The following is a 25,489-nucleotide window of genomic DNA, read 5'->3' as shown; positions in this document are numbered from 1 at the left end:
AGGGGGCAATGGACATCATTGCCTCCCACCGTGACGGACTGGTCGCGGCGCTAGACGCCGACGCGGTCGCGCTTGCGGGGCGGCCGGGTGATTATGCGCAACGGGCGATGGTGCTGCACCACCTCTATGACCATTCGCTTGGCGGACACCGTTGGGCATTGGCCGAAGCGGTTCGGTCGTTGGTGACGGCCGAGCGGATTGCGGCGGTCGAGCGACGGCTGTCGGGTTGGGCGTGGACATCGGGGCAGCGATTGCATGCTCGTGAGGCGTTCGAGGCGCTCCGAAATGCGATCGGTCAGACGTCGTGCCGGCGCACGTATGAGATGTACCGGGCTTACCGCCTGACAGCATCGGCAGCGCTCCGCGTCGAGGCCGAAGGCGTCCTGGCTGCCGATTTGCTGAAGGCGCACGATGCTTGCCATGCCGCCCGGCGCGTCGGCGTCTCTATGGCCGGATCTGAACTCAGCGCGTTCGAAACGCTTTGCGCTATGTCGGTCGGTTCACTCGATGGGCCGGTGACCGAGTGGAACGAGATGGCCAAAACGCGTTTGGCGCGTGCGGCGCGGCCCCCGCTGGCCGACGCATCGATCGAGCGCGAGGTTACCCGTCGCCTCCGGCGGGGATGGCCGCAGGCCGAACGACGGTTGCGAGTGGATCCCTCATTGCCGGCGGCCTTCCGCGCCAATCCCGCGCAGCATTTCTATGCGCTGCAGCAGGCATTGGCGCAGAAGCGGCGGCAGCGCTGGCGCGAGGAAGCCGACCGCGACGATGCGGTGTCGCTGGCTGCCTAGGCGGGGATGAAGCGGAGCGCCAAGCCGTTGATGCAGTGGCGCTTGCCGGTCGGCTTGGGGCCGTCGTCAAACACGTGGCCCAAGTGCCCGCCGCAGCGACGGCAGACTTCCTCGGTGCGGCTCATGCCGAGCGTCGAGTCCTTGCGGTAGATGACGGCATTGTCGCGCGCGGCCCAGAAGCTGGGCCAGCCAGTGCCGCTGTCGAACTTGGTCGAGGACAGGAACAGCGGCAGGCCGCACCCGGCGCAGGCGAACACGCCTTTGCGCTTCTCGTTATTGAGCGGGCTGCTGTAGGGGCGCTCGGTGCCGCCTTCGCGCAGGATGTTGTAGCGCGCTTCGCCGAGCCGCTTGCGCCAGTCGGCGAGTGAACGGCGGACGGCGAAGGATTGCGCGGCGGCAGGCGTCGTCCCGACGAACGCCAGCGCGCCGCTGACGATGCCAGCGCCGGTCAGGCCGAGAAATAGTCGACGATCGAAGCGGTCGGTCATCACGAAACTCCTTTGATCGCTGCACTAACGGGTCGAACCTGAACAGCTTCGATCCGGCGCGCGAAAAGGTTTCAGGCGGCGCCGTCGAACTGGAGGCGGGCGAGGCGGGCGTACAGGCCGTCCTTCGCGATCAGATTGGCGTGCGTCCCTTCCTCGACGATGCGGCCGTGGTCCATGACGATGATGCGGTCGGCGGCGCGGACGGTGGCAAGACGATGGGCGATGACGATCGTCGTCCGCGCCGCCATCAGGCGGTCGAGCGCATCCTGCACCAGCCGTTCGCTTTCGGCGTCGAGTGCGCTGGTGGCCTCGTCGAGCAGCAGCAGCGGCGCGTCGCGGCGGAGCAGGGCGCGGGCGATGGCGATGCGTTGGCGCTGACCGCCCGACAGGCGCGCGCCGCCTTCGCCCATGAACGTGTCGAGACCGTGGGGGAGGGCGCGCAGGAAGGTCTCGGCATTGGCGTCGCGCGCCGCCTGCCAGATCTCGTCCTCGCTTGCGGTCCAATTGCCGTAGCGGAGGTTGTCGCGCGCGGAGGCGGCGAACATGACGACGTCCTGTGGGACCATTGCGATGCGTTGCCGAACGTCGGCGGGGTCGGCGTCGTGAAGGTCGACGCCGTCGAGCAGGACCCGGCCGCCCTGCGGATCGTAAAAACGCTGCGCCAATTGGAAGAGCGTGGTCTTGCCGGCGCCCGACGGGCCGACGACCGCGAGCCGCTCGTTGGGACGGACGGCGAGGCTGAAGCCTTCGAGTGCGGAGACGTCGGGTCGGGTCGGATAGTGGAAGACGACGTCCTCGAACGCGAGGCGGCCCTGCGCGGGGAGGGGGAGCTTGGTCGGGCTGTCGGGCGCGCGGATGGTCGGTTCGGCGACGAGCAGTTCGTTGAGCCGCTGCGACGCACCGGCGGCCCGCAGGAGGTCGCCATAGACTTCGGACAGCGCGCCAAACGCGCCGGCGAGGAGGCCGCCGTAGAGCACGAAGGCAGCAATGGTGCCGCCGGTGATGCGGCCCGCAGCGACGTCGATCGCCCCCTGCCAGATGACGAAGGTAATCGCGGTGAACATCAGCGCGATGACGATAAATGTCATCGTGGCGCGCAGCAGGATGCGCTTCTTGGCGGTGGCGAAGACGGTTTCGGTCGCGGCGGTAAAGCGCTCGGCCTCGCGCGCCTGCTGGCCGAACGCCTGAACAATCTTCATCGCGCCGAGCACTTCGCTGGTGACCGTGCCGACGTCGGCAATGCGATCCTGGCTCTTGGTCGAGACGGCGCGCACGCGGCGGCCGAGCAGGACGATCGGAAGCACGATTAGTGGGAGGCCGAGCAGGATCATGCCGGCCAGCTTGGGCGCGAGAAAGACGATGATGATCGCGCAACCGACCCCCATCACGAGGTTGCGCAGCGCGACCGAAATGCTGCTGCCCACGACCTGCTCGATGATGGTCGTATCCACCGTGATGCGACTGGTGATCTCGGCCGGGCGGTTCTCCTCGAAGAAACCGGGTGCGAGCCGAAGCAGGTTGCGGTGCACCGCGAGGCGGATGTCGGCAACCACGCGCTCGCCGATCCAGCTGACGAAATAAAAGCGGACGGCGGTCGCGAGCGCCATCACGACGACCAACATCAGCAGATATTCGAACCAGCGTGCGATGTCGCCGTTGCCGGTGAACCCGCGATCGATGATCAGGCGAAAGGCGTAGGGCACGCCGACCGTGGCGCCGGCTGCGACAAGGAGGGCCAGCGCCGAGGCGGCGAGCTGTGCCGGATATGCTTTCGCGAACCGCCACACCATGCCGAGGTCGGACAGCGATTTGCCCTTGGGCCGTACCGGATTGCTTGCCATGACTGGCGCCCTAGCAGTGTGTCCCCACCGCCTCAATCGGCGCAATGCTGCAGGTGCGGCGACGTGTCGCTTGCAGCGGGAGCAAAGCGGTTCCAAGACTGTTGTCGATCGGCGAAACGGAACGAGGAAATTGAATGCTTTACGACGCCTATGAGGTGCAACGCTCGCTGCTGTCGGGGGCGAGCAGGATGGCAGGCCTCGGCGCCGGATGGCTCAACAATCCCGCCAATCCTTTTGGCTATTCATCGATGGGGCCGCTGGTCGCCGCCGGGCTTGGCGTGTTCGCCCATGCCTCCGCCCCACGCGGCAAGCCCGACTTCGGGATTGAAGAAGTGACGGTCGGCAAGTCGGTTCTCGCGGTCGAAGAAGGAATCCTGGCGCGCAAGCCGTTCGGGCAGCTCAAGCATTTCGTGAAGGTCGGCGGGCCGAAGGGGCAGGCGCCGCTGCTGATCGTCGCACCGATGTCGGGGCATTATGCGACGCTGCTGCGCGGGACGGTCGAGCGGCTGTTGCCCAAGCAGGACGTGTTCATCACCGACTGGCGCGATGCCAAGCAGGTGCCGACCGAGGACGGCAAGTTCGACCTCGACGACTATGTCGATTACCTCGTCAATTTCTGTGCGACGGTGCTGGAGACGACCGGCAAGCGCCCGCACGTGCTGGCAGTGTGCCAGCCGTCGGTGCCCGCCTATGCCGCGACCGCCATCATGAACGCCGACAAGCATCCGGCGCGACCCCTGTCGCTGACGATGATGGGCGGTCCGGTCGATACGCGCCAGGCGCCGACCGCGGTCAACACGCTGGCGACCCAGCGGCCGCATGCGTGGTTCCAGCAGAACGCGATCGCGACCGTGCCGATGATCCACGCGGGTGCGGGGCGAAAGGTCTATCCGGGCTTCCTGCAGCTGGCGGGATTCATGACCATGAACCTTGGCAACCACCTGATGAGCCATTGGGAAATGTTCAAGCACCTCGTCGTCGGCGACGAGGAAAGCGCAGACGCGACCCGCGACTTCTACGACGAATATCTGTCGGTGTGCGACATGACCGCCGAATTCTACCTGCAAACGGTCGACGTGGTGTTTCAGCGCCACCTGCTGCCGAAGGGCGAATATCTGCACCGGGGCAAGCGGGTCGACCCGGCGGCGATCAAGGATACCGCGCTGCTGGCGATCGAAGGCGAGCGAGACGATATCTCGGGCGTCGGACAGACCCGCGCGGCGCTCGACCTGGCGACCAAGCTGGCGGCGGGGAAGAAGCAGTATCTGCTGGCCAAGGATGTCGGCCACTATGGGATCTTCAACGGCCGCAAGTGGCGCGAGAATATCGCCCCGACGGTCGAGAAGTTCATCGCTGCCCACAACTGATCGGCTGCGCCTAACCGTTCCGCATACTGACGTCGCCGACCAGGAAGAGGGCGGCTGCGCTGGCGGCAACCGACGCGATGGCGGCGCCGATCAGCGACAGGTGGAAGCCGCCGACGAGCGCATCGCCTTCGCGTGACAGCACGACGCCAAGCAATGCGGTGGCGATCAGTCCGCCAGTGCGCGCGACCGCGCTGTTGAAGCCCGACGCGGTGCCGACATGCTTTTCGTCGACCGAGCCAAGCACCGACGCGGTCAACGGCGCGACCGCGATCGCCATGCCGGCGGCCATCACCGCCATCGCCGGGAAGACCGTCGTCCAGTAACTTGCGCCGGCCTCGATCCGCAGGCCGACGATCATCCCGGCAGCAACGACCAGCGGTCCAAGCGTCAGCGGCCAGCGCGGCCCGATCCGTGCGGCGAGGCTGCCCATCGGTGGAGAGGCTAGCGTGAGCAGGATCGGCAGCGGCAGCATCGCAAGACCTGCCTGGACCGGGGAATATCCGCCCGCCTCGATCAACACATAGGGGATCAGCAGCATCGCCGCGCCGAATGCTCCGTAGAGCAGGAAGGTGAGCAGGTTGAGTCCGGCGAAACAGGGATCGCCGAACATCGACAGCGGCATCATCGCCGCGTCGCCGCGCCGCTTCTCGACCCACAGGAAGGCGATGAGCATCGCCAGTCCGGCGACGATCGCCACGATTGCGGTCGCATCGAGTGCGGCGGAGGATGACCAGCGGGTCAGGCCGTAGGTGGTGCCGCCGAGCCCGGCGGTCGCGAGCAGCGCGCCGGCATAATCGGTGCGCGCGGCGCCGCCGTCCTGGCTTTCGCTGACGAACTTCAGCGCGAGCAGGATCGCACCGCCGGCGAGGGGCAGGTTGATGTAGAAGATCGAGGGCCAGCCGACATGGTCGACCAACCAGCCGCCGATCAGCGGCGCGACGGCGGCCGAGGCTGCGCCCGCCGCGGCCCAGATCCCAACCGCGCGGCCACGGCCTTCGCCTTCGTAAGCGGCATTGAGCAGCGCGAGGCTGTTGGGCAGGAGCAGCGCCGCGCCGATTCCCTGCACCCCGCGCGCGGCGAGCAGCAGGTCGAGGCTTGGCGCGAGAGCGCAGGCAAGGCTGGCGAGCGCGAACAGGCCGGTGCCGATGACCAGCAGGCGACGTCGGCCGTAGTGGTCACCGAGAGCGCCGCCGAGCAGCAGCAACGCCGACAGCGGTAGCAGATAGGCGTTGACGACCCACTGAACCTCGGCGGCGCCTGCGGCATAGCTGGCGCGGATGGCGGGGAGCGCGACGTTGAGGACGCTGCCCTCGACGAACGACAAGCTCGACGCGAGGACGCAGGCGGCAAGCGTCCAGCGAGGGTCGTGTCGGGCTTTCGTCAAGCGGCGGGGGTTCGCGGTGGATTGATCCGGTTGATGAAGCCCTTGAGCGCGCGGCGGGCGGCGACCACCAGCCACAGCGACAGCACCACGAGGATCAAGGCAATCAGCGCGGCAGCGATCGGGTTGGCGATCGCAAGTGCCAGCAGGCCGCCGGTGGCGACGTCCTCGGCGGTCGAGACCATCATGTTGCTGAACGGCTCGGGGCTGGCGTTGACCAACGTGCGCGCGCCGGCCTTGCCCGCATGCGCGACCGCGGCCGCACCGCCGCCGAGCAGGAAGCTGGCGATCTGCCAGCCGGTGTCACCGCTATCGATGATGGCGAGGCTGAGCAGCGCGCCGCCGAGCGGGCGGATGAACGAGTGGATCGCGTCCCAGGCACTGTCGACCCAGGCGATTTTGTCGGCGAAAAATTCGGCAAAGGTCCCGACCGCGGCGGCGGCGAGCACCCAATTGTTGGCGAGCACGTCGAGGGCCTGCAACTGGTCGGGAAGCGCGACCCAGCCGAACTTCATGCCGAGCCCGGTTATCAGCGTGACCAGGTAGAGCCGCCAGCCGGCGAGGAGCGAGGTCGAGGCCGCGAGCGCGACGAGTTCGAGTGGGGTCATGGGCGGAAGCTGTCAGAAACGCCCTGAGTTCACAACCTCGTTGGCCAAGCGGGCGTCACGGGAGGTGAATCCCGTGACGTCGATCCGGTTCTTACAGGACTTCGAAAAGACCCGCTGCGCCCATGCCGCCGCCGATGCACATCGTCGTGACGACATAGCGGGCACCGCGGCGCTTGCCTTCGATGAGCGCGTGGCCGGTCAGGCGCGCGCCGCTCATGCCGTAGGGGTGGCCGATCGAGATCGCGCCGCCGTCGACGTTGAGCAATTCGTCGGGGATGCCGAGCTTGTCGCGGCAATAGAGCACCTGCACGGCGAACGCCTCGTTGAGCTCCCACAGGCCGATGTCGTCCATCTTGAGCCCGAAGCGCTCGAGCAGCTTGGGAACCGCGAAGACCGGGCCAATGCCCATCTCGTCAGGCTCAGTGCCCGCGACGGCCATGCCGACATAGCGGCCGAGTGGCTCGATCCCGCGCTTCTGGGCGAGGTCAGCGTCCATCAGGATGCAGGCAGACGAGCCGTCGCTGAGCTGGCTGGCATTGCCCGCCGTGATGCTGGTGTTGGGGCCAAGCACGGGGTTGAGTGCGGACAGGCCCTCGATCTTCGTGTCGGGGCGGTTGCCCTCGTCCTTGTCGATCGTGACCTCGTGCATCGAGATCTCGCCGCTTTCCTTGTCCTTGACGGCCATGGTCGCGGTGACGGGGACGATTTCGGCAGCAAGGCGGCCTTCGGCTTGTGCGGCGGCGGTGCGCTGCTGCGAGCGAAGGGCATATTCGTCCTGCGCCTCGCGGCTGATGCCGTAGCGCTGGGCGACGGTTTCCGCGGTGCCGAGCATCGGCATGTAGACGTTTTTGTGCATCGCGATCAGGGACGGATCGCCCGACACGCGCATTTCGGGCGTCTGCACCATCGAGATCGAGTCCTGCCCGCCGGCAGCGACGATATCCATGCGGTCGATGATGACCTGCTTGGCGGCGGTGGCGATCGCCATCAGGCCCGACGCGCACTGGCGGTCGATGGTCTGCGCGCTGACGCCGACCGGGCAGCCGGCGCGAAGCGCGACCTGGCGGCCGATGTTGCCGGCCTGCGTCCCCTGGGTCAGCACCGCGCCCCACACGACGTCGTCGATTTCGCCCGCCTCGATGCCGGCGCGTTCGATCGCTGGGGCGAGGCTGAGCGCGCCGAGCGTGGCGCCGGGGGTCGCGTTGAACGCGCCCTTGTAGGCGCGGCCGATCGGGGTGCGAGCGGTGGAGACGATGACGGCGTCGCGAGCGGACATGGGATATTCTCCTTAGGTGAAAATCAGGCCGAGCCACTGGGCGGTGAGGGCAGGCTTTTTCTCGCCCTCGATCTCGACCGTGACGGTGTGGCGGCAAAGAAGCTGGCCCGGCGCCTTGTCGTCGACGGCATCGAGCGTGAAGTGGCCACGGACGCGCTTTCCGGCGCGAACGGGGGCGATGAAGCGGACGCGATCGAGTCCGTAATTGACCGCCATCTTCGTCGTGTCGGGCACGAGCATGACGTCGGCGGCCATGCGGCTGAGCAGGGACAGCGACAGGAAACCGTGCGCGATCGTCCCGCCGAACGGCGTCTGCGCGGCGGCGGCAGGATCGACGTGGATGAACTGCCGATCCTCGGTCGCGTCGGCGAAGGCGTCGATGCGGTCCTGTGCGACCTCGATCCAATCGGACGTGCCGATGGCGGAGCCGATGCGGCTGCGGATTTCGTCGAGGAAAGCGATGGGCATCGGCGACGGGTCTAGGCCCCGCCAAAGGCCGCTGACAACCCCCGCGACGGCGACGCTACGGAAGGGCGCGTTCCGTGATCACCTGCTCGGTGTAGGGGAGCACGAGCGACCCGTCGGGTGCCGCCGTGTAGGACACCTGAGTAGGATATGCGAACTCGATTCCCTCCGACGCGAAACGCGTGATCAGCGCGATCATGATCGCGCCGCGGTCATGCGCGAGGCGGTCGGCGTCGAGGGTGCGATTCTCGAAGACGAGCTCATGGTCGAGGCTCGACGCGCCGAAGGTCGTCATTGCGCAGCGGATGAAGCGGCAACCCTTGCAGCCTTCGACGACTTCGCGAGCGATCGCGTCGATCTGAGCCAGCTTTTCCGGCGGGGTCTGGTAGGTCAGGCCGAACAGCAAGGTCGTTCGCCTAACGCGGCCGTCGGCGAGGTTGTGCAACTCGCGCTCGAGCAGCTTGGTGTTGGCCATGATGATCTGCTCGCCGGTGAGCGAGCGGATACGGGTGGTCTTGAGGCCGATGCGCTCGACAGTGCCGACCGCCTTGTCGAAGCGGATCGTGTCGCCGCGGCGGAACGGTCGGTCGAACACGATCGCCAGCGCGGCGAACAGGTCGGAGAAAATGCCCTGCGCGGCAAGGCCGATGGCGATGCCGCCGATTCCGAGGCCGGCGACGAGCGCGGTGACGTTGACGCCCAGATTGTCGAGCACGACGATCGCGGCGATGGCGAAGGCGGCGACGCTAACCAGGACGCGGATCAGCGACATGGCATTGCCGAGCGTGGTCGCTCCCGGATCGTCGCCGGCCTTGGCACGGACAAGCCCGAGGATCAGTTCACGCGCCCAGATCGCCGCCTGAAACGCCCCGACGACCAGGAAGGCGATGTCCGCCCCGCGCTCGAGCGGGCCGGGGATGTCGGTGTAGTTGGCGACGATTTCGACCGCGGCAACGACCATGAACGCGATGCTGGTGCGCGACAGGACGTGGCCGGCGACCAGCTTCCAGCCGGTCACGGGCGGGTCGCGAGCGATGAGCGAGGTGCCGAACCGCCGCAGCACCAGCATCGCGGCGACAATGCCGGCCGCCACCACCGCACCGACGGCAAGGCCCGACTGGTTGGCGGCGATCCAGTCGAAGGTGCCGGTCACCGGCCGGTCGAGTTGCGGAACGCGGGCCGGTAGAACGGCTAGAAGCTGGCTGAAATTGGGCATTGCGGGCTTTTGGCGTTCGCGGGCGGGTCGATCAACCTTTGTGCGGTCAGGCGGCCTTCCGGCGCCGTGCGCGACGGGGCTTCTTCTTCAGGAATTTGAGGAAGCCGGTCTCTGCCGTGGTCAGCCGCCGCCGCGCCCGGGGCCGTTTCATGCCGTTGAGCGGATCGCGCGGATCCTCCTGCAGGGCCTCGATAAGGCAGGGATGAACATAGGATTTGCGGCTCATCGTCGGGGTGTTGCCAAGCGCCTCGGCGACTGGCTCCAGAACGGTCTTCAGCGTCTGCCGCTCGCCCTCGGCCGAGCTGAGCAGCTGATCGAAGAAGATGACGCTCGCGCCCCAAGTGCGGAAATGCTTGGCGGTGAACGCCCCGCCGGTCGCGTCGCGGATGTAGTCGTTGACGTCGGAGCTGGTCACCGGATGCGGTTCTCCGTCCCCGTTGACGTATTGGAACAGCATCTGGCCCGGCAAATCCTCGCACTTCTTGACGATGCGTTTCAAATTGGCGTCGGTCACACTGACTTCGCGAACGATGCCGTGCTTGCCGGTGAAGCGCATCTTCAGCTTGGCGCCGCTGCGCTTGAGGTGGCGCGAGCGGAGCGTGGTGGCGCCGAAGCTCTTGTTGGCCTTGGCATATTGCTCATTGCCGACGCGGATATGTTCGCGATCGAGCAGGCGGATGACCGCGGCGACGACGGTGTCGCGCTCGAGACTGCGTTTCCTAAGGTCCTTTTCGACCTGCTTGCGAAGCTTTGGCAGCGCTTCGCCGAACTCGCGGCAGTTGTCGTATTTCGACGCATCCTTTTTCGCGCGGAAGTCGGTGTGGTAGCGATATTGCTTGCGGCCGCGTGCGTCCTTGCCGGTCGCCTGGATATGGCCGTTGGCATCCTTGCAGTACCAGGCGTCGGTGTAGGCGGGGGGAAGGGCGATCGCGTTGAGGCGGTCGATCTCGTCGCGGTCGGTAATCCGCTTTCCGTCGACGTCGAAATAGGCCCAGGCACGGCCCTGCTTCTTTCGAGTGAAACCGGGTTCGCTGTCGGATGAATGACGCAACATTGATCGGCCGTCCTTCGTTAGTTGACCTCATAGCGGCGGAACCGCCCTGTTGTTCCGCGACCCCAACGAGACAAGGAAATTCGATGCCGAAAATTGCCGATGCCAAGGTGCTGATCATGGCCACCAACCGCTTCGAGGAGAGCGAGCTGTTCGGCCCGCGCGAGCGCCTATTGGACAAGGGTGCGAAGGTCACGCTCGCGTCGCCCGATACCGAGGAAATCATGGGGACGGTCCACGACGAACCGGGCAAGACGATCAAGCCCGACCTGACCATCGCCGACGTCAATGCGGACGACTATGACGCGCTGCTGCTGCCCGGCGGAGTGGGCAATCCCGATCGGTTGCGGATGGAAGACGGCGCGATCGCGTTGGTGAAGGCGTTCGATCAGGCGGGGAAGCCGGTCGCGGCGATCTGCCATGGGCCGTGGCTTCTTGCCGAGGCCGACATTCTGCGCGGGCGAACGGCAACCAGTTGGCCGTCGATCCGCACCGACCTGCGCAATGCCGGTGCCAATGTCGTCGACAAGGAAGCGGTGACCGACGGCAATCTCGTCACCAGCCGCAATCCCGACGACGTCCCGGCGTTCACCGACGCGCTGATCGCGGCGATCGAGGCGCGATGACGGGTCCGGTCTAAACCGGCTGGCAAGGATTGTCGGCTAGATCGGCGGGGTGAAGAATGATTATCGAACCCATCCCGCCGAACTGCCGATACTGATCGGAGCCGCGCTGTTGCTGGTCGCCGCCACCGCATGGGCGGCGTGGCGGCTTAGTGCGGAGCCGATTCCGGTAGTGGGTGCGGTTGCGCTCGCGTCGCTGTTGGCGGCGTTTGCGGTGTGGAAGACGTTCGCATCGGACGACCACCTGCTTCTCCAGCGATTTGAGGTGGAGAGTTTCGACGAGTGCGTGGAGGAAGAGCCGCTGCTACTCGATGATCCGCTCGTCCCGGTCGAGAATAGCTCAAGGGTCGTTCGCCTGTTCGACGCGAACGGGGCCAGTCCGGGCGACCTTGTCGTGCGGATTTCCGATTTCCTCGGCGAACGCGCCGCGCCAGCGCCGGTGGTGGGCGAGGCCGCGGTCGTCGATGCCAGCGAAGCGCTTTATGCCGCGCTGGCCAACATCCGGACCTCGCTCCGTTAGTCGATCATTCGAACAGGGTTAGCGCTTCCAGTTGAAGTAAGATCGAGCCGTCGGCGTTGCTCGTCGGCTCATGTTCCAGCGCGATGTCGGCGACGATCTGCCCGGGCACGTGAAATTCTGCATCCGCCAGTCCGTCGAGGAGGCGATGGGTGACCTCTTCGGCGCCGGGGGAGGGGATACGCACATGGATCTGGTGACGCTCGCCAACGAAGGTTAGCGATTGCCAATCGACCGATCGGAACTCGGTAAGCAAAATCCTATCGCGATCGATGCCGGCGCGGGCAAGCAAGGCGCGAAGGAGGCCGGCCGCGGCGGGGGACAGGGCCAGTTTCATCATCGTGCATTCTTCAGATAGGCCTGCAGGCGCTTCACCGTCCGGGGGCTGGGCTCCCTCCTGTTGCGAAGGTCGGATACGAAGCGGGGGTCGCCCATGGCGTCGCGTCCGAATCGGGTCGGTGCGATGTTGCGTTGCTTCAAAAAGTTTTCCACGTCACGAATGATATTCACGTTTTGTCTTCCCGTTCGGATCGACTCGGCGTGTGTGTAAATTCCAATCCATTTCCTACTTGTCTAGGAAAAAACTTATAGTTAGGATCGCGTTCATGACAGAGGACGCTCGGGCCACTTTGGAACGGCTGTGCAGTGAGCGCGGCGAAAATTTTGCGGCCTTGTCTCGGCTGGTCGGGCGCAACGACGCCTATATTCAGCAGTTCCTGAGGAAAGGAACGCCGCGCCGTCTGGGCGAATCGGAGCGGCGCACGCTGGCGCGATATTTCGACATTCCCGAATCGATGCTTGGCGGCCCGCCGGGCGAAACACTCGCGACCCCCGACACGCTGATCGCCGTGACCCGGAGCGACGTGCGCGCGTCAGCGGGTCCGGGCGCGATTCCGGGGGAAGAGCGGAGCCGTCCCTATTTCGCGTTCGACGCAAAGTGGCTGCGCGCACTGACGTCGTCACCGGCGTCGAGCCTGTCGGTGATCCGGGTCGAGGGCGATTCGATGGCACCGACATTGAATGCGGGCGACGATATCCTGGTCGACCTGGCGGCGTGCCACGACCATCTGCGCGACGGAATCTGGGTCTTGCGGGTGGACGGCACCTTGCTCGTCAAGCGGCTGGCGCTTCATCCGGTTGGAAGGAGGGTGACGGTCCAGTCGGACAATCCGGCTTATGGCGACCTTCCCGATTGTGGACTCGACGAGATCGACTGCATCGGCCGCGTCATCTGGTCGGGGCGGCGGATCGCGTGAGCGCTGGCGTCGAAATCCGACGCCTCGGACGCGACGACCTGCCATCGATGCGCGCGGCCAACATACTCTTCGCGCAGGTGTTCGAAGATCCGGAAAGCTATCTGTCGGCGCCGCCAGACGATGATTATCTCACCGAATTGCTGGCCAATCCGGACTTCATCATGCTGGCCGCATTCCAGGCTGACGACATTGTCGGCGCGCTTGCCGCTTACGGACTGCCCAAGTTCGAGCAGGCGCGGCGGGAGGTGTACATCTACGATCTAGCGGTCCGCGCCGAGCACCGCCGCGTCGGTGTCGGGACGGCGTTGATCGAGGCGCTGAAGCCGATCGCTCGCGAAATGCGCGCCTGGATGATCTTCGTGCAGGCCGATCCGCCCGATGAGCCAGCGGTCGCGCTCTACGACAAATTAGGCGTGCGAGAGAGCGTCCTTCATTTCGACATCAGCCCCGACGGTGATCGATAAGCCAGACGATCAGCGCGATCACGACTCCGACCGCGAAGCCGACCAGCATCCACTGGATCGGCTCGCCGCGACCGGCGCCATACAGCGCGCCGAGGACCGGCGTCAGAAAGAGAAAGATTCCGCCTGCGGCGGGGGTGCGCTTGGCCATGGCCCGTCCATGCCCACCATCCCGCTGCGGAGCAAGCAAGGACATGGTTGACGCTTCGTTGACCGCGTCCGTCACCCGATCCGAAACAGGGCGCGGGTTAATGGGGGTGATGGACGTCGAAAACCCCACGCTTTTCATCTCCGGTCGCGCCGCGCTGACCGATGCCGCCATGCTGATCGATGCCTATGGCGACGATGCGGGATTCGAGGCCGCAGCCCGCGCCGAAAGCAGCCGCGACAAGGGCAATGTCATCCGCTTTTGCCACTGGCGGCAGATCGAGCGGGTCATCGTCACGCTCAGCGATCGGGCGGTCACCGGGACGGTTCACTAAGTCGTTTTTTTTCAACGCTGTTGCGCGAAGGCAGTAGCGCAGCGTCGAGGGCCGCCCTAGGCATATCGCTTATGAGTAAGCGGGGCGCGGGGCGAACAGCCGCCGACATTTTATGGGCAGGCTGCGCCGTCATCGCGATCGGGGCCGCGCCCGCGCGTGCGCAGACGGCGCCGCCGCTGCCGCCGGTCGAGCCGGGTGAACTCGATCCGTCGGCGCCGCTTGACCCGATGCCTGACCTTGGCGTCGACTGGCCCGATTTGAACACGCCCGACCCGGAGCTTCCGCCGACGGTCGAAGGCGTTGCGCCGGACACTGCCGAGGAGGCGGTCGAGGAAGCCGCCGAGCAGGTCAGCGATGCCAGTGCGTCGCTCGACAGCCGCTGGTCGCTGAGCGGATTGCAGGCGCTCGATCCGGAATTGGCGGCGACCGTCCGCGAGGAATTCGACAAGAGGTCGGTGCTGGAAGCGGAGCGCAAGGACGACACCAACGCCGCGCAGATCGACCGCCGTGCGCGTGCCGATGCCGAACTGCTGGCCGAGATCCTGCGCAGCCAGGGCTATTACGACGCGACGGTCGAAACGCTCATCCAGCCGAGCGGCGGCGACGTGTCGGTCGAGCTCGCGGCGGTGCCGGGCGCTCGATACACGTTCCAGACGGTCGAGCTCCCCGGACTCGATCAGGCCGCCGGCGCCGAGGCGACGCGTTTGCGCGAGGCGTTCGCGGTCAAGGCGGGCGATCCGGTCGTGGCGCAACAGGTGATCGATGCCGGCATCGCGCTGCAGGTCGCGCTTGGCGAGCGCGGCTTCGCCACGGCCAAGGTTGGCGAGCAGGATATCGTCGTCGATCATGAACAGCAGGTCGCCCGGCTCGTCCTGCCGGTGGCGCCCGGACCGGTCGGCAAGTTCGGCCAGATCACCGTCACTGGCGAGCCGCCATTCTCGGCGCGTCACGTCGGGCTGATCGCGCGTTTCCGCCCGGGCGATCGGTTCGAACAGAGCGAGGTCGACGACCTTCGCCGTGCGCTGATTGCGACCGGACTGGTGGCCTCGGTCGAGGTGACGCAGGTGCCGCGCGACGAGGGCCGGGTGATCGACCTGGCGGTAAAGCTCGACCCGGCGCCGGCGCGGACGATCGCGGGCGAGGTCGGTTTCGGCACGGGCGAAGGCTTCCGCGCCGAAGCGAGCTGGCAGCATCGCAACTTCTTCAATCCTGAGGGCGCGCTGACGCTTCGTGGCGTCGCGGGGACGCAGGAGCAACTGGCGTCGGTGTCGCTTCGCCGCGCCAACTGGCGACGGCGCGACCAAGTGCTCAGCGCCCAGGCGCTCGCGAGTCATGTCGATCGCGACGCCTATGAGGCGCGGACGATCTCGCTGTCGGGTGGCTTCGAGCGCCAGAGCAACTTCATCTGGCAGAAGAAATGGACGTGGAGCCTCGGCGCCGAGCTGATCGCCACCAAGGAGCGAGATACGATCGAAGCGACGGGCGAGGAGCGGCGCCGGACCTTCTTCATCGCCGCGTTGCCGGGGAGCCTTGGCTATGACGGCACCGACGACCTGCTCGACCCAACCAAGGGCTTCCGCCTGCTCGGCCGGGTTTCGCCCGAGCTGAGCTTCCAGGGCGGCACCTTTCCCTATGCACGTGCGCAGTTCGACGCGAGCGCCTACCGCTCGGTCAGTGAGCGGGTGGTCGCGGCCGGACGCGTCAGGCTGGGCACCATCGTCGGGGCGACCCGCGACGACGTCGCGCCGTCGCGGCGGTTCTACGCGGGCGGTGGCGGATCGGTGCGCGGTTACGGCTACCAGCGGCTTGGCCCGCAGGATCTCAATGGCGATCCGATCGGCGGGCGCAGCTTGGCCGAATTCAGCCTGGAAGCGCGCATCCGCCTGAGCAGCTTCGGCGGCAATTTCGGGATCGTTCCGTTCATCGATGGGGGCACGCTGTCGACCAAGCCGGTTCCTGACATGGGCAATTGGCAGTTCGGCGCGGGCATCGGCCTTCGTTATTACTCCAGCTTCGGCCCGATCCGCATCGACGTGGGAACGCCGCTCAACCGGCAGGAGAATGACAGCCGGATCGCGGTCACGGTCAGCCTGGGTCAGGCCTTCTGATGACGACGACCACCGTCGAGGACGCGAACAATGGCGAACGCATCGTCGTGTCGCGGCGACGGCGGTGGGGGCGGCAGCTTGCCAAGGAATTCGGCGTTCTTCTGCTGGTCCTGCTGGGTCTCGCGGCGGGCGCGCTCATCATGCTCGACACCGCGCCGGGGCATCGCTTCATCGTCGATCGCCTGTCGCGTTTCGAGACGGCGACAGGCCTCAACATCAAGGTCGCGCGGATCGACGGGTCGATCTACGGCGAAGCCCGGTTGCGGGGCGTGACGGTCAGCGATCCGACCGGGGTGTTCCTGACCAGCCCGGAAATCACGCTCGACTGGGCGCCGGGCGCCTGGCTCTACAATAGCCTGCATATCGACAGGCTCGAATCGAGGCTGGTGCGCCTGGAGCGGCTGCCGCGGCTGAAACCGTCGGGGAAGAAGGCAGCGCTGCTGCCTTCGTTCGACATCCATATCGGCCAGCTGAAGATCGACCGGTTGGAGCTGGCGAGGGGAGTCACCGGCACTGCACGAACCGGCAGCGTTCGCGGTGAAGCGACGATCCGCGCAGGGCGGGCGATGGTCGGGCTGCAACTGGCGATGCTCGACGGCGACCGGGTGGCGGCGCGGCTCGACGCCGAGCCCGATCGCAATCGCTTCGACCTCGACGTTCGCGCGATCGCCCCTGCCGACGGGCTGATCCCGACGCTCACGGGCCTCAAGCGCCCGATCGATCTCACAATCGGTGGCGACGGGAGTTGGACGCGTTGGCGCGGGGCGGCGCAGCTGCTGGTCGATCGCAGGCAGTCCGCGACGCTGGCGCTGGCGGCGGATTCGGGACGGTATCGCTTGTCGGGTGTGCTCGACGGGCGGCCGTTCGTCGGTCCCGGCCTGCGACCGCTGATCGCGACATCGGTCAAGGTCGATGGCGCTGCGACCTTCGCCGACAGTGTTCTGGACGGGCAACTGACGCTGGCATCGTCGGCGCTGCGCGCGGTCGCACGCGGTGGGGTCGACCTGGCCGCGAGCGAGTATCGACAGGTGCGGCTCGGTGTCGACCTGCTCAAGCCGTCAGCGCTTTATCCGACCATGTCCGGGCGCAACGTGCGGCTGTTGCTCACGCTCGACGGGGCGATGGAGCGCGCCGATTTCGCCTATCGCCTGACCAGCCCACAGGTCGCGATCGACACGACCGGCTTCCGCAACGTTCGCGCGGAAGGTCGCGGCCGCCTATCGCCGTGGCCGATGCGCGTGCCGCTGCTGCTGAAGGCCGGTGCGATCACCGGGGTTGGCGACGTCGCCGGGGGTATTCTCGGCAACCTCAGCATCGACGGCATGCTGGCAATCACGCCCGACCTCATTCGCGGGGACAAGCTCAAGCTGCGCAGCGACAAGCTCAATGGGCTCGTCAGCGTGCTGCTCGACCTCAAGACCGGCCGGTTCGACCTTGCGTTGTCGGGCGGGCTCAAGCGCTATCTCGTGCCGGGCCTTGGGATCGTCGATGTCGAAACCGTATTCCGCGTGGTGCCCGGGCCGGGCGGAAAGGGATCGCGGATCGTCGGCAACGCGGTCGCGCAGGTGCGCCGCCTCGACAACAGCTTCTTCGCCAGCCTGGCCGGCGGATTGCCGCGTTTAACCACTAACCTTGAGCGCGGCGCGGACGGGGTGATCCGCTTCACCAACCTGCAAATCGTCGCACCGAAGCTGCGCTTGTCGGGGCAGGGGATGCGTCGGCGTGACGGCACCTTCCTGGTCGAGATGCGCGGTCGCCAGTCGGAATATGGGCCGCTTCGGCTTCGGCTCGACGGTCAGATCGATCGCCCGAAGGTCGAGCTATTCCTCGACCGACCAATGGACTCGCTTGGCTTGCGCGACGTTCGGCTGTTCCTGGCGCCGGCGGGATCGAACTTCGATTTCCGAGCCAACGGCCAGTCGCGGCTGGGACCGTTTACGACCAACGGGCAGATCTTGCTTCCCCGCGGCGGGCGCGCGTCGATCGCCATTGCCGCGCTGAACGTGGCGGGGACGACGGCGCGTGGGACGATGCGCAGCGATCCGGGCGGATTCAGCGGCTTGCTGAGACTGGCCGGCGGGGGGCTCGACGGAACGCTCGGCTTCATGCCGGTCGCGGGTAGCCAGAAAATCGAAGCGCATTTGACCGCGACCAATTTCAGCACGGCGGGCCCACCGGCGCTCAGCGTTCGGCAGGGGCGGATCGATGGGTCGATCCTGCTTGCGCCCGGGCGGACGACGCTCGACGGCGTGGTCAGCGCGCAAGGCCTGACGACGGGCGGATTCACGCTGGCGCGGCTGACCGCCAACGCGCGGCTGGTGAACGGCAGTGGGCAGGTGCGCGGCGCGGTGCAGGGGTCGCGCGGGACGCCGTTCAACCTGACCGGATTTGCCGACATCACGCCGGACCAGATCCGCGTCACCGCACGCGGGCAGGTTGCTCGGCGGCCGCTGACGCTCGACAGCCCAGCGATTATCACGCGCGTGGCGGGCGGATGGGAAGTGGCGCCGACGCGCGTCCGCTTCGGAAGCGGACGCGGCGTCCTGTCGGGTCGCACCGGCGACAGTCCGGCGCTTCGTGCGGACATCCAGTCAATGCCGCTCGACCTGCTTGAAGTGTTCGTGCCGCGCGCCGGTCTGGGCGGCATCGCCAGCGGGCGCGTCGAGTATCGCTGGGAGAATGGGCAGCCTGCCGGCAGCGCGAACATTCGTGTCCGCGGGCTCACTCGGGCGGGCCTGGTCTTGGCGTCGAAGCCGATCGACGTCGGCATCAACGCCGTGCTTGCCAACGGGCGCGCGTCGATGCGCGCGGTAGCGGTCAGCGACGGCAAGACGATCGGCCGCGCGCAGGCACGGGTCGCACCGCTGGGCCGTGGCCCGATCGTCGCCGAACTGATAAATGCGCCGATGCAGTTGCAGCTTCGCTATGCGGGGCCGGCCGATACGCTGTGGCGATTGTCAGGGATCGAGATCTTCGACCTGTCGGGACCGATTGCGGTCGGCGCGGACATCAGCGGGCGACTGGTCGATCCGCAGATTCGCGGTTCGATCCGCGCGCAAGGCGCGCGGCTGGAAAGCGCGGTCACGGGCACGGTGATCGAGGGGCTCACCGCAAACGGTCGCTTCAACGGGTCGCGGCTGGTGCTCTCGGGGGTGAGCGGCACGACGCCCGGCGGCGGCACGCTGACGGGTGGCGGGACGGTCGACTTCGGCGGGGGCGCGACCGCGCTGTCGCTCGACTTCGCCGCGACCCGCGCGAGGGTGCTCGACCGGGGCGACATTGCCGCAACGGTGACCGGGCCGATCCGCGTCCGCTCCGACGGGACCGGCGGGACGATCAGCGGCGACCTCCGACTGGTCGGCGGACGATTCACGCTGGGGCAGGCCAGCGCCGCGGCATCGGTTCCGCAGTTGCAGGTTCGTCATGTCGGACGCGAGGTCGAGACCGATATCGACGTTGCCGAGCTCACGCCGTGGCGCCTTGACCTCAAGGTGTCGGGCGGGCCGATCGAGGTTCGCGGGCTCGGCATCGACAGCCGCTGGCGCACCGACCTGACCATCGGCGGGGCGGTCAATGCGCCGCGCATGACCGGCCGCGCCGACCTCATTCGCGGTGAGTATGAGTTTGCCGGACGCGGTTTCAGGCTGGAGCGCGGGATCATTCGCTTCCGCGGCGAAAGCCCGCCCGATCCGCTGCTCGACATCCGTGCCGAGGCGCAGGTGCAGGGGCTCGACGCCAGCGTCATCGTCACGGGAAGTGGGCTTCGTCCCGAAATCCGCTTCGCGTCGGTCCCGCAGCTGCCCGAGGACGAATTGCTGTCGCGGATCCTGTTCGGCACCTCAATCACCAACCTTTCCGCGCCCGAGGCGCTGCAACTGGCGTCGGCGATCGCTGCGCTGCAGTCGGGATCGGGCAATCTCGATCCGATCAACGCTGTGCGGCGTGCGATCGGGCTCGACCGGCTGCGCATTCTGCCGGCCGACGTCGCGACCGGGCAGAAGACGGCGATTTCGGCGGGCAAATATATCGGCCGCCGCCTGTTCGTCGAAGTGATCACCGACGGGCAGGGCTATTCGGCCACCCGGGTGGAATATCAGGTCACGCGCTGGCTCTCGCTGCTGTCGAGCATTTCGACGATCGGACGGACCAGCGCCAACGTTCGGGTGTCGAGAGACTATTGAGCGTTGCGCCGCGCTGACGTCGCGCTAGGCTCCGCGCAACGAAGCGGGGGCAAGACATGAAGAACTGGAATTTTCGGAAAGCGGTGCTGACGCGCGAAGAGATGCCCGAGGAGCATCGATTGGCGCAGTCGTTGTCATGGCCGCACCTGATCGCGCTCGGTGTCGGGGCAATCGTCGGCACCGGGATCCTGACTCTGATCGGTGTCGGCGCGGGCAAGGCGGGACCGGCGGTCATAGTCAGCTTCGCCATCGCGGGGGTGATCTGCGCCTGCGCCGCGCTCGCTTATGCCGAGGTCGCGACGATGATTCCCGCATCGGGAAGCGCCTACACGTACTCCTATGTCGTTTTCGGCGAACTGCTCGCTTGGATCGTAGGCTGGTCGCTGATCCTGGAATATAGCCTGGTCGTCAGCGCGGTCGCGGTCGGCTGGTCGGGCTATGCCGCGCCATTGGCGCACATTCCGTTCGCGTTGGCGAACGGGCCCGAGCTTGGCGGGATCGTCAACCTTCCCGCGATCGCGATCATTGCGGTGGTGGCGGGCCTGCTGATCGCGGGCACGCGCGAGAGCGCCAACCTCAATGCCGCGCTGGTGCTGGTGAAGCTGGCCGCGCTGGCATTGTTCATCATCGTCACGCTGCCCTTCTTCGACGCTGCCAATTTCGATCCGTTCATGCCCAACGGCTTCCCGCGCAGCGGGCCGTCGGGGAGCGAGGTGGGCGTGATGGCCGCGGCGGCGATCATCTTCTTCGCCTTCTACGGATTCGACGCGATCGCCACGGCGGCGGAGGAGGCCAAGAACCCCGATCGCGACCTCGCCATCGGGATCGTCGGTTCGATGCTGCTGTGCGTGGTGATCTACATGGCGGTCGCCGCGACCGCGATTGGCGCGATTGCTTACACCCGCTTTGCCGACAGTCCCGAGCCGCTGGCGCTGATCCTGCGCGAACTCAATCAGCCTTGGGCGGCATGGTTCCTGGCGGTGTCGGCGGTGATCGCGCTTCCGACCGTGATCCTCGCGTTCTTCTTCGGGCAGAGCCGCATCTTCTTCACCATGGCGCGCGACGGCCTGTTGCCGCCCGCCCTCGCCAAGGTGTCGAGCCGCGGGTCGCCGGTGCGGATCACGATCTTCACCGCCGTCATCGTCGCGATCATCGCGGGCATCTTTCCGCTCGACGAGATTGCCGCGCTGGCCAATGCGGGCACGTTGTGCGCGTTCGTCGCGGTCTGCGCGGCGATGCTGGTGATGCGGGTGCGCGAGCCTCACCGGGAGCGGCGCTTCAAGACACCGCTGCCGTGGGTGATCGGGATCGCCGGGATCGCGGGCTGCCTGTGGCTGTTCGCATCGCTGCCGTCGAAGACACAGCTCTATTTCGTGCTGTGGAACGTGATCGGCTTTGTGGTGTACCTCGTCTACTCGTCGCCGCTGGCGCATCGGACGCGCGCCGCGCGTGGCTGAGGCTGGCTCGCGGCAACGGCTGACCAACATCGTCGGGGGATCGGCGGGAAATCTGGTCGAATGGTTCGACTGGTACGTCTACGCCGCCTTCGCGCTCTATTTCGCGCCGAGCTTCTTTCCCGAAGGCGACCAGACGGCGCAACTGCTGTCAACCGCCGCGGTGTTCGCGGTGGGGTTCATCATGCGCCCGATCGGGGCGTGGGTGATGGGCATCTACGCCGATCATCGCGGGCGGAAGGCGGGCCTCAGCCTGTCGGTCAGCCTGATGTGCCTCGGCTCGCTCGCGATCGCGGCGGCGCCGACCTACGCGCAGATCGGGCTGTGGTCGCCCGCAATCCTCGTTGCCGCGCGGATGGTGCAGGGGCTCAGCCTTGGCGGCGAATATGGGTCAAGCGCGACCTACCTCAGCGAGATGGCCGGCGAGAAGCGCCGCGGCTTCTGGTCGAGTTTCCAGTACGTCACGCTGATCGCCGGCCAATTGGTCGCGCTGGCGTTGCTGCTGACGCTGCAGTCAGTGCTGGGCGAAGCCGCGCTCGAGGCGTGGGGATGGCGCATCGCCTTTGCGATCGGCGCGGTGCTTGCGGTCGTCGTCTTCATCATCCGCCGCCGCCTGACCGAGAGCGACAGCTATGTCGCGGTCGAGGCGATGGGGGCGGAGCGGCCCAAGTCGAGCGGCGCGAACCTGTTTCGCGACCATCCGCGCGAGGCGTTTCTCGTGATGGCGCTGACCGCGGGCGGCACGCTCGCCTTCTACGCCTACACGACCTACATGCAGAAATATCTCGCCAACACGGTCGGATTCGACCGCGCGACCGCGTCGCGGATCATGACGGTGGCGTTGGCAATCTTTATGTGCCTGCAGCCTGCTGCCGGATGGCTGAGCGATCGGGTGGGGCGCAAGCCGATCATGATCGCGTTCGGCGTCGCCGGCGTCCTGTTCACCTATCCGATCTTCGTGGCGTTGGAGAGCACGCGCGACCCGCTGACCGCCTTCGCGCTGGTGATGGCGAGCCTCGTCATCGTGACGGGCTACACGTCAATCAACGCCGTGGTGAAAGCCGAGCTGTTCCCGGGGCACATCCGGGCGCTCGGCGTCGCGCTGCCCTACGCCATCGCCAACACGATCTTCGGGGGGACGGCCGAATATGTCGCGCTGTGGCTGAAGGATGCCGGGTACGAGCGCTGGTTCTACGGCTACGTCACCGCGATCATCGCGCTCAGCCTGGTGACCTACATCACGATGCGCGACACCAAGCGGACCAGCCTGATCCGCGAGTGATCAGCGCTTGAGATAGCCTTCCAGGCTTTCGCGCAATTCCTCGACCGACTGGCGACGCCAGCCGTCGGCCCACGGGCTGTCGTCGTCGGCGACACGCGGGACGATGATCGCGGAGGAGCGGCCCGAGGCGACGTCGGGTCGAACCTGAGCGAGGGTCGAAAGGTCGAACGGCTGCGCGAACGCGAGGCCGACCTTGTCGCCGCAAGTCCAGCCGACCGTGGCGAAATGCTGTCCGGCCGCGCCGAGGTCGAGCAGCAGTTCGGCGCCCTTCGGATAGGTCAGCGGGCTTTCGACCAGCGCGCCATGTTCGGAAATGTTGCGAAGGCGCACGCGCTCGCAATTATGCTGGAACAGGATCTCGCCCATCCAGATCAGCGGATGGCGGCGCTCGGTGCGTCGCGAATTGGCGATTGCGTCGTCGTCTTCGGCAACGGCCGGCACCGGCGCGGCTTCCTCGTCGACCTTGATGTCGGGGAAGCTGCGGCGGACGACGTCGAGCAGGAGTGCGTCGCGCTTGGCGGGGTCGCACTCGATCCGGGTTTCGTGGGCGAATTCCAGGCCGACGCGGTCGCCGCGAAGCCAACGAACGGCGCATTCGAGTTCGGCGCCCTCGGCGAGGACGAGATCGACGCGATCCCACAGGCGTGGGCCGAATTCGGCCGAGACCATCGCGCCGCCGCCCGACAGGTTGATCAGTTCCACCTGATGAATCGTGCCGTTGTGGCGGAGGGTCGCGATCTCGCCGGTGAGGCGATGGCGATCTTCCTCACGTCCGTCGTAGGCGCGGGTCGCTTCGCGCGTGACTTCGATCGAGGACAGGTCGTCGGGCTCGACGCCGCGCGCCGATTTGTCGCGGACGACGGGATCGTCTCCGTGCAATCCCTTGCCCGAGAGGATCGCGGAGCGGAACTTGTTCATCGATGTGACCTCGCAAGCCATAATCGCGCGACTATGGCTTGCGAGGTCTTACGATAAGGTAAGCGGCACCTCCGCTCAGGAGGAACCCGAAGGCGCCCTCCTTTAGGAGGAATAGTACATGTCGTACTCGACCGGCGACGGCGTGGTTTCCCAGCGCATCACCTCTTCCCACTTGAGGTCGATGTAGGCGTCGATCTGGTCGGCGCTGAACACGTCGCCCTTGAGCAGGAAGTCCTTGTCGGCGGCGAGGCTGACGAGCGCTTCGCGGAGGGAGCCGCACACGGTCGGGACGTTGACCAACTCGGCCGGCGGCAGGTCGTACAGATTCTTGTCCATCGCCTCGCCCGGGTGGATGCGGTTCTGGATGCCGTCGAGGCCGGCCATCAGCAGCGCGGCATAAGCGAGGTACGGATTGGCCATTGCGTCGGGGAAGCGGAATTCGACCCGCTTCGACTTCTCGCCCGCGCCATAGGGAATGCGGCATGAGGCCGAGCGGTTGCGCGACGAGTAAGCGAGCAGCACCGGCGCTTCGAAGCCCGGGACCAGCCGCTTGTAGCTGTTGGTGGTCGGATTGGTGAAGGCGTTCAGCGCGCGGGCGTGCTTGATGACGCCGCCGATGAAATAGAGCGCCATCTCGCTGAGCCCGGCATAGCCATTGCCCGCGAACAGCGGCTTGCCGCCCTTCCAGATCGAGAAGTGGGTGTGCATGCCGCTGCCGTTATCCTGAGCGATCGGCTTGGGCATGAAGGTCGCGGTCTTGCCGTAAGCGTTGGCGACCATGTGCACGACGTACTTGTAGACCTGCATTCGGTCGGCCGTTTCGACCAGCTTGCCGTAGGTCAGGCCAAGCTCGTGCTGGGCGGCGGCGACTTCATGGTGATGCTTGTCGCAGGGCAGGCCCATTTCGAGCATGGTCGAAACCATCTCGCCGCGGATGTCGACGGCGCTGTCGACCGGCGCGACGGGAAAGTAGCCGCCCTTGGCGCGGGGACGGTGGCCAAGGTTGCCGCCTTCATATTCGCGGCCCGAATTGCCCGGAAGCTCGATATCGTCGATCTTGAAGAAGCTGGTCGCATAGCCGTCTTCGAAGCGGACGTCGTCGAACATGAAGAATTCGGCTTCGGGTCCGACGAAGACGGTGTCGCCGATGCCGGTCGCTTTCAGATAGGCCTCGGCGCGGGTGGCGGTCGAGCGGGGGTCGCGGGCGTAGAGTTCACCGGTCGATGGCTCGACGACGTTGCACACCAGAATCATCATCGGGGTCGAGGTGAACGGGTCGATGTAGGTCGCGTCGAGGTCGGGCATAAGGATCATGTCGCTCTCGTTGATCGCCTTCCATCCGGCGATCGAGGAACCGTCGAACATGAAGCCGTCGGTCAGCATATCCTCGTCGATGACCGAGGCGACCATGGTCAGATGCTGCCACTTGCCCTTGGGGTCGGTGAAACGAAGATCGACATACTCGATCTCATTTTCTTCGATCGATTTCAGGATGGTGGCAGCGGTGTTCGCCATGACGGACCTCTTGGAAAGGGAAAAAGAATCACCCGCGGCCCCCCGCCGCCGGTCTGCGCCACCGATTTGCAGAGCCCCCCGCCCGAGTCACGATGGCGGTGAAGAATTCACGTGGCTCGCGACGCCGTCAGGACCCGCAGTAGGGAGCCGCTATAGGAATCCGCGAGGGATCATCTAAAGGGTTCCTGGATCAGTCTTTTCAACCCGC

23 protein-coding genes are annotated in these 25,489 nt (G+C 66.5%); 11 read left to right on the top strand and 12 right to left on the bottom strand.

Annotated elements, in window-relative coordinates:
- Positions 1 to 8: 8 nt before the first annotated feature.
- Positions 9 to 791, top strand: coding sequence for a hypothetical protein (locus tag SH584_RS03170; protein ID WP_324808501.1), 783 nt, complete (start codon positions 9 to 11; stop codon positions 789 to 791).
- On the opposite strand, the gene msrB is transcribed toward SH584_RS03170, so the two are convergent.
- Together msrB and SH584_RS03160 are read right to left on the bottom strand one after the other, a co-directional pair.
- Entirely contained in the window at positions 788 to 1,279 is a 492-nt protein-coding gene (msrB, locus tag SH584_RS03165) for a peptide-methionine (R)-S-oxide reductase MsrB (RefSeq protein ID WP_324808499.1), read from the bottom strand. The genes SH584_RS03170 and msrB overlap by 4 nt on opposite strands.
- Positions 1,280 to 1,350: 71 nt before the next feature.
- On the bottom strand, positions 1,351 to 3,120 hold the full coding sequence (locus SH584_RS03160) for an ABC transporter transmembrane domain-containing protein (protein WP_324808497.1): 1,770 nt from the start codon (positions 3,118 to 3,120) through the stop codon (positions 1,351 to 1,353).
- Between the two features lie 134 nt (positions 3,121 to 3,254).
- Between SH584_RS03160 and SH584_RS03155 the strand changes: the two genes are divergently transcribed.
- Entirely contained in the window at positions 3,255 to 4,487 is a 1,233-nt protein-coding gene (locus SH584_RS03155; protein ID WP_324808495.1) for a polyhydroxyalkanoate depolymerase, read from the top strand.
- A gap of 10 nt (positions 4,488 to 4,497) precedes the next feature.
- Here SH584_RS03155 and SH584_RS03150 read toward each other — a convergent pair whose 3' ends face one another.
- The 6 genes from SH584_RS03150 to SH584_RS03125 form a co-directional block, all read right to left on the bottom strand.
- Positions 4,498 to 5,871: an MFS transporter gene (locus SH584_RS03150; protein WP_324808493.1), complete on the bottom strand. Its 1,374-nt coding sequence runs from the start codon at positions 5,869 to 5,871 to the stop codon at positions 4,498 to 4,500.
- Entirely contained in the window at positions 5,868 to 6,476 is a 609-nt protein-coding gene (locus SH584_RS03145) for a DUF4126 domain-containing protein (protein ID WP_324808491.1), read from the bottom strand. Before SH584_RS03145 ends, SH584_RS03150 begins: the two co-directional genes overlap by 4 nt.
- A 91-nt stretch (positions 6,477 to 6,567) precedes the next feature.
- Positions 6,568 to 7,752 (bottom strand): acetyl-CoA C-acyltransferase, encoded by a 1,185-nt coding sequence (locus SH584_RS03140; protein WP_322842410.1) that lies wholly within the window; start codon positions 7,750 to 7,752, stop codon positions 6,568 to 6,570.
- Between the two features lie 12 nt (positions 7,753 to 7,764).
- Complete coding sequence (locus SH584_RS03135) at positions 7,765 to 8,220, bottom strand: MaoC family dehydratase (protein WP_324808488.1); 456 nt, start codon at positions 8,218 to 8,220, stop codon at positions 7,765 to 7,767.
- 55 nt (positions 8,221 to 8,275) lie between these two features.
- Positions 8,276 to 9,433, bottom strand: a complete 1,158-nt coding sequence (locus SH584_RS03130) for a mechanosensitive ion channel family protein (RefSeq protein WP_322842408.1) — start codon at positions 9,431 to 9,433, stop codon at positions 8,276 to 8,278.
- A 46-nt stretch (positions 9,434 to 9,479) separates the two neighbouring features.
- A complete protein-coding gene (locus tag SH584_RS03125) occupies positions 9,480 to 10,487 on the bottom strand; it encodes a DNA topoisomerase IB (protein WP_324808486.1) in 1,008 nt (335 codons plus the stop codon).
- An 83-nt stretch (positions 10,488 to 10,570) separates the two neighbouring features.
- Here SH584_RS03125 and SH584_RS03120 point away from each other — a divergent pair, with 83 nt between their 5' ends.
- Positions 10,571 to 11,110, top strand: coding sequence for a type 1 glutamine amidotransferase domain-containing protein (locus tag SH584_RS03120; protein WP_324808484.1), 540 nt, complete (start codon positions 10,571 to 10,573; stop codon positions 11,108 to 11,110).
- A 49-nt stretch (positions 11,111 to 11,159) separates the two neighbouring features.
- Positions 11,160 to 11,627, top strand: a complete 468-nt coding sequence (locus SH584_RS03115; RefSeq protein ID WP_324808482.1) for a hypothetical protein — start codon at positions 11,160 to 11,162, stop codon at positions 11,625 to 11,627.
- A 4-nt stretch (positions 11,628 to 11,631) separates the two neighbouring features.
- Here the strand turns inward: SH584_RS03115 and SH584_RS03110 are convergent, their stop codons facing one another.
- Entirely contained in the window at positions 11,632 to 11,964 is a 333-nt protein-coding gene (locus SH584_RS03110; RefSeq protein WP_324808480.1) for a hypothetical protein, read from the bottom strand.
- A 265-nt stretch (positions 11,965 to 12,229) separates the two neighbouring features.
- Between SH584_RS03110 and SH584_RS03105 the strand changes: the two genes are divergently transcribed.
- A complete protein-coding gene (locus SH584_RS03105; RefSeq protein WP_324808478.1) occupies positions 12,230 to 12,880 on the top strand; it encodes a S24 family peptidase in 651 nt (216 codons plus the stop codon).
- Positions 12,881 to 12,927: 47 nt separating this feature from the next.
- Entirely contained in the window at positions 12,928 to 13,344 is a 417-nt protein-coding gene (locus SH584_RS03100; protein ID WP_324809451.1) for a GNAT family N-acetyltransferase, read from the top strand.
- On the opposite strand, the gene SH584_RS03095 is transcribed toward SH584_RS03100, so the two are convergent.
- Positions 13,322 to 13,492, bottom strand: a complete 171-nt coding sequence (locus SH584_RS03095) for a hypothetical protein (RefSeq protein ID WP_324808476.1) — start codon at positions 13,490 to 13,492, stop codon at positions 13,322 to 13,324. The genes SH584_RS03100 and SH584_RS03095 overlap by 23 nt on opposite strands.
- A gap of 58 nt (positions 13,493 to 13,550) precedes the next feature.
- Between SH584_RS03095 and SH584_RS03090 the strand changes: the two genes are divergently transcribed.
- The 5 genes from SH584_RS03090 to SH584_RS03070 all read left to right on the top strand — a co-directional run bounded on the left by SH584_RS03090 (position 13,551) and on the right by SH584_RS03070 (position 22,848).
- Entirely contained in the window at positions 13,551 to 13,823 is a 273-nt protein-coding gene (locus SH584_RS03090) for a hypothetical protein (protein ID WP_324808474.1), read from the top strand.
- A 71-nt stretch (positions 13,824 to 13,894) separates the two neighbouring features.
- Entirely contained in the window at positions 13,895 to 15,931 is a 2,037-nt protein-coding gene (locus SH584_RS03085) for an autotransporter assembly complex protein TamA (protein WP_324808472.1), read from the top strand.
- Positions 15,931 to 20,112: a translocation/assembly module TamB domain-containing protein gene (locus tag SH584_RS03080; RefSeq protein WP_324808470.1), complete on the top strand. Its 4,182-nt coding sequence runs from the start codon at positions 15,931 to 15,933 to the stop codon at positions 20,110 to 20,112. The genes SH584_RS03085 and SH584_RS03080 overlap by 1 nt, the downstream gene beginning before the upstream one ends.
- Positions 20,113 to 20,168: 56 nt before the next feature.
- The gene (locus SH584_RS03075; RefSeq protein WP_324808468.1) at positions 20,169 to 21,569 is read left to right on the top strand and encodes an amino acid permease; all 1,401 of its coding nucleotides are present in this window, start codon (positions 20,169 to 20,171) and stop codon (positions 21,567 to 21,569) included.
- Complete coding sequence (locus SH584_RS03070; RefSeq protein ID WP_324808467.1) at positions 21,562 to 22,848, top strand: MFS transporter; 1,287 nt, start codon at positions 21,562 to 21,564, stop codon at positions 22,846 to 22,848. The genes SH584_RS03075 and SH584_RS03070 overlap by 8 nt, the downstream gene beginning before the upstream one ends.
- On the opposite strand, the gene SH584_RS03065 is transcribed toward SH584_RS03070, so the two are convergent.
- The gene (locus SH584_RS03065) at positions 22,849 to 23,766 is read right to left on the bottom strand and encodes a PilZ domain-containing protein (protein WP_324808465.1); all 918 of its coding nucleotides are present in this window, start codon (positions 23,764 to 23,766) and stop codon (positions 22,849 to 22,851) included.
- Between the two features lie 102 nt (positions 23,767 to 23,868).
- Positions 23,869 to 25,281 carry a type I glutamate--ammonia ligase gene (glnA, locus tag SH584_RS03060; protein WP_324808463.1) on the bottom strand — a complete coding sequence of 471 codons (1,413 nt, stop codon included), beginning with the start codon at positions 25,279 to 25,281 and terminating at the stop codon, positions 23,869 to 23,871.
- Positions 25,282 to 25,489 lie beyond the last annotated feature (208 nt).

The organism is Sphingomonas sp. LY29 (assembly GCF_035593985.1).
Taxonomy (GTDB): domain Bacteria; phylum Pseudomonadota; class Alphaproteobacteria; order Sphingomonadales; family Sphingomonadaceae; genus Sphingomicrobium.
Note: the sequence above shows the minus strand (reverse complement) of the source record. Positions and strands in the feature narration are given on the sequence as shown.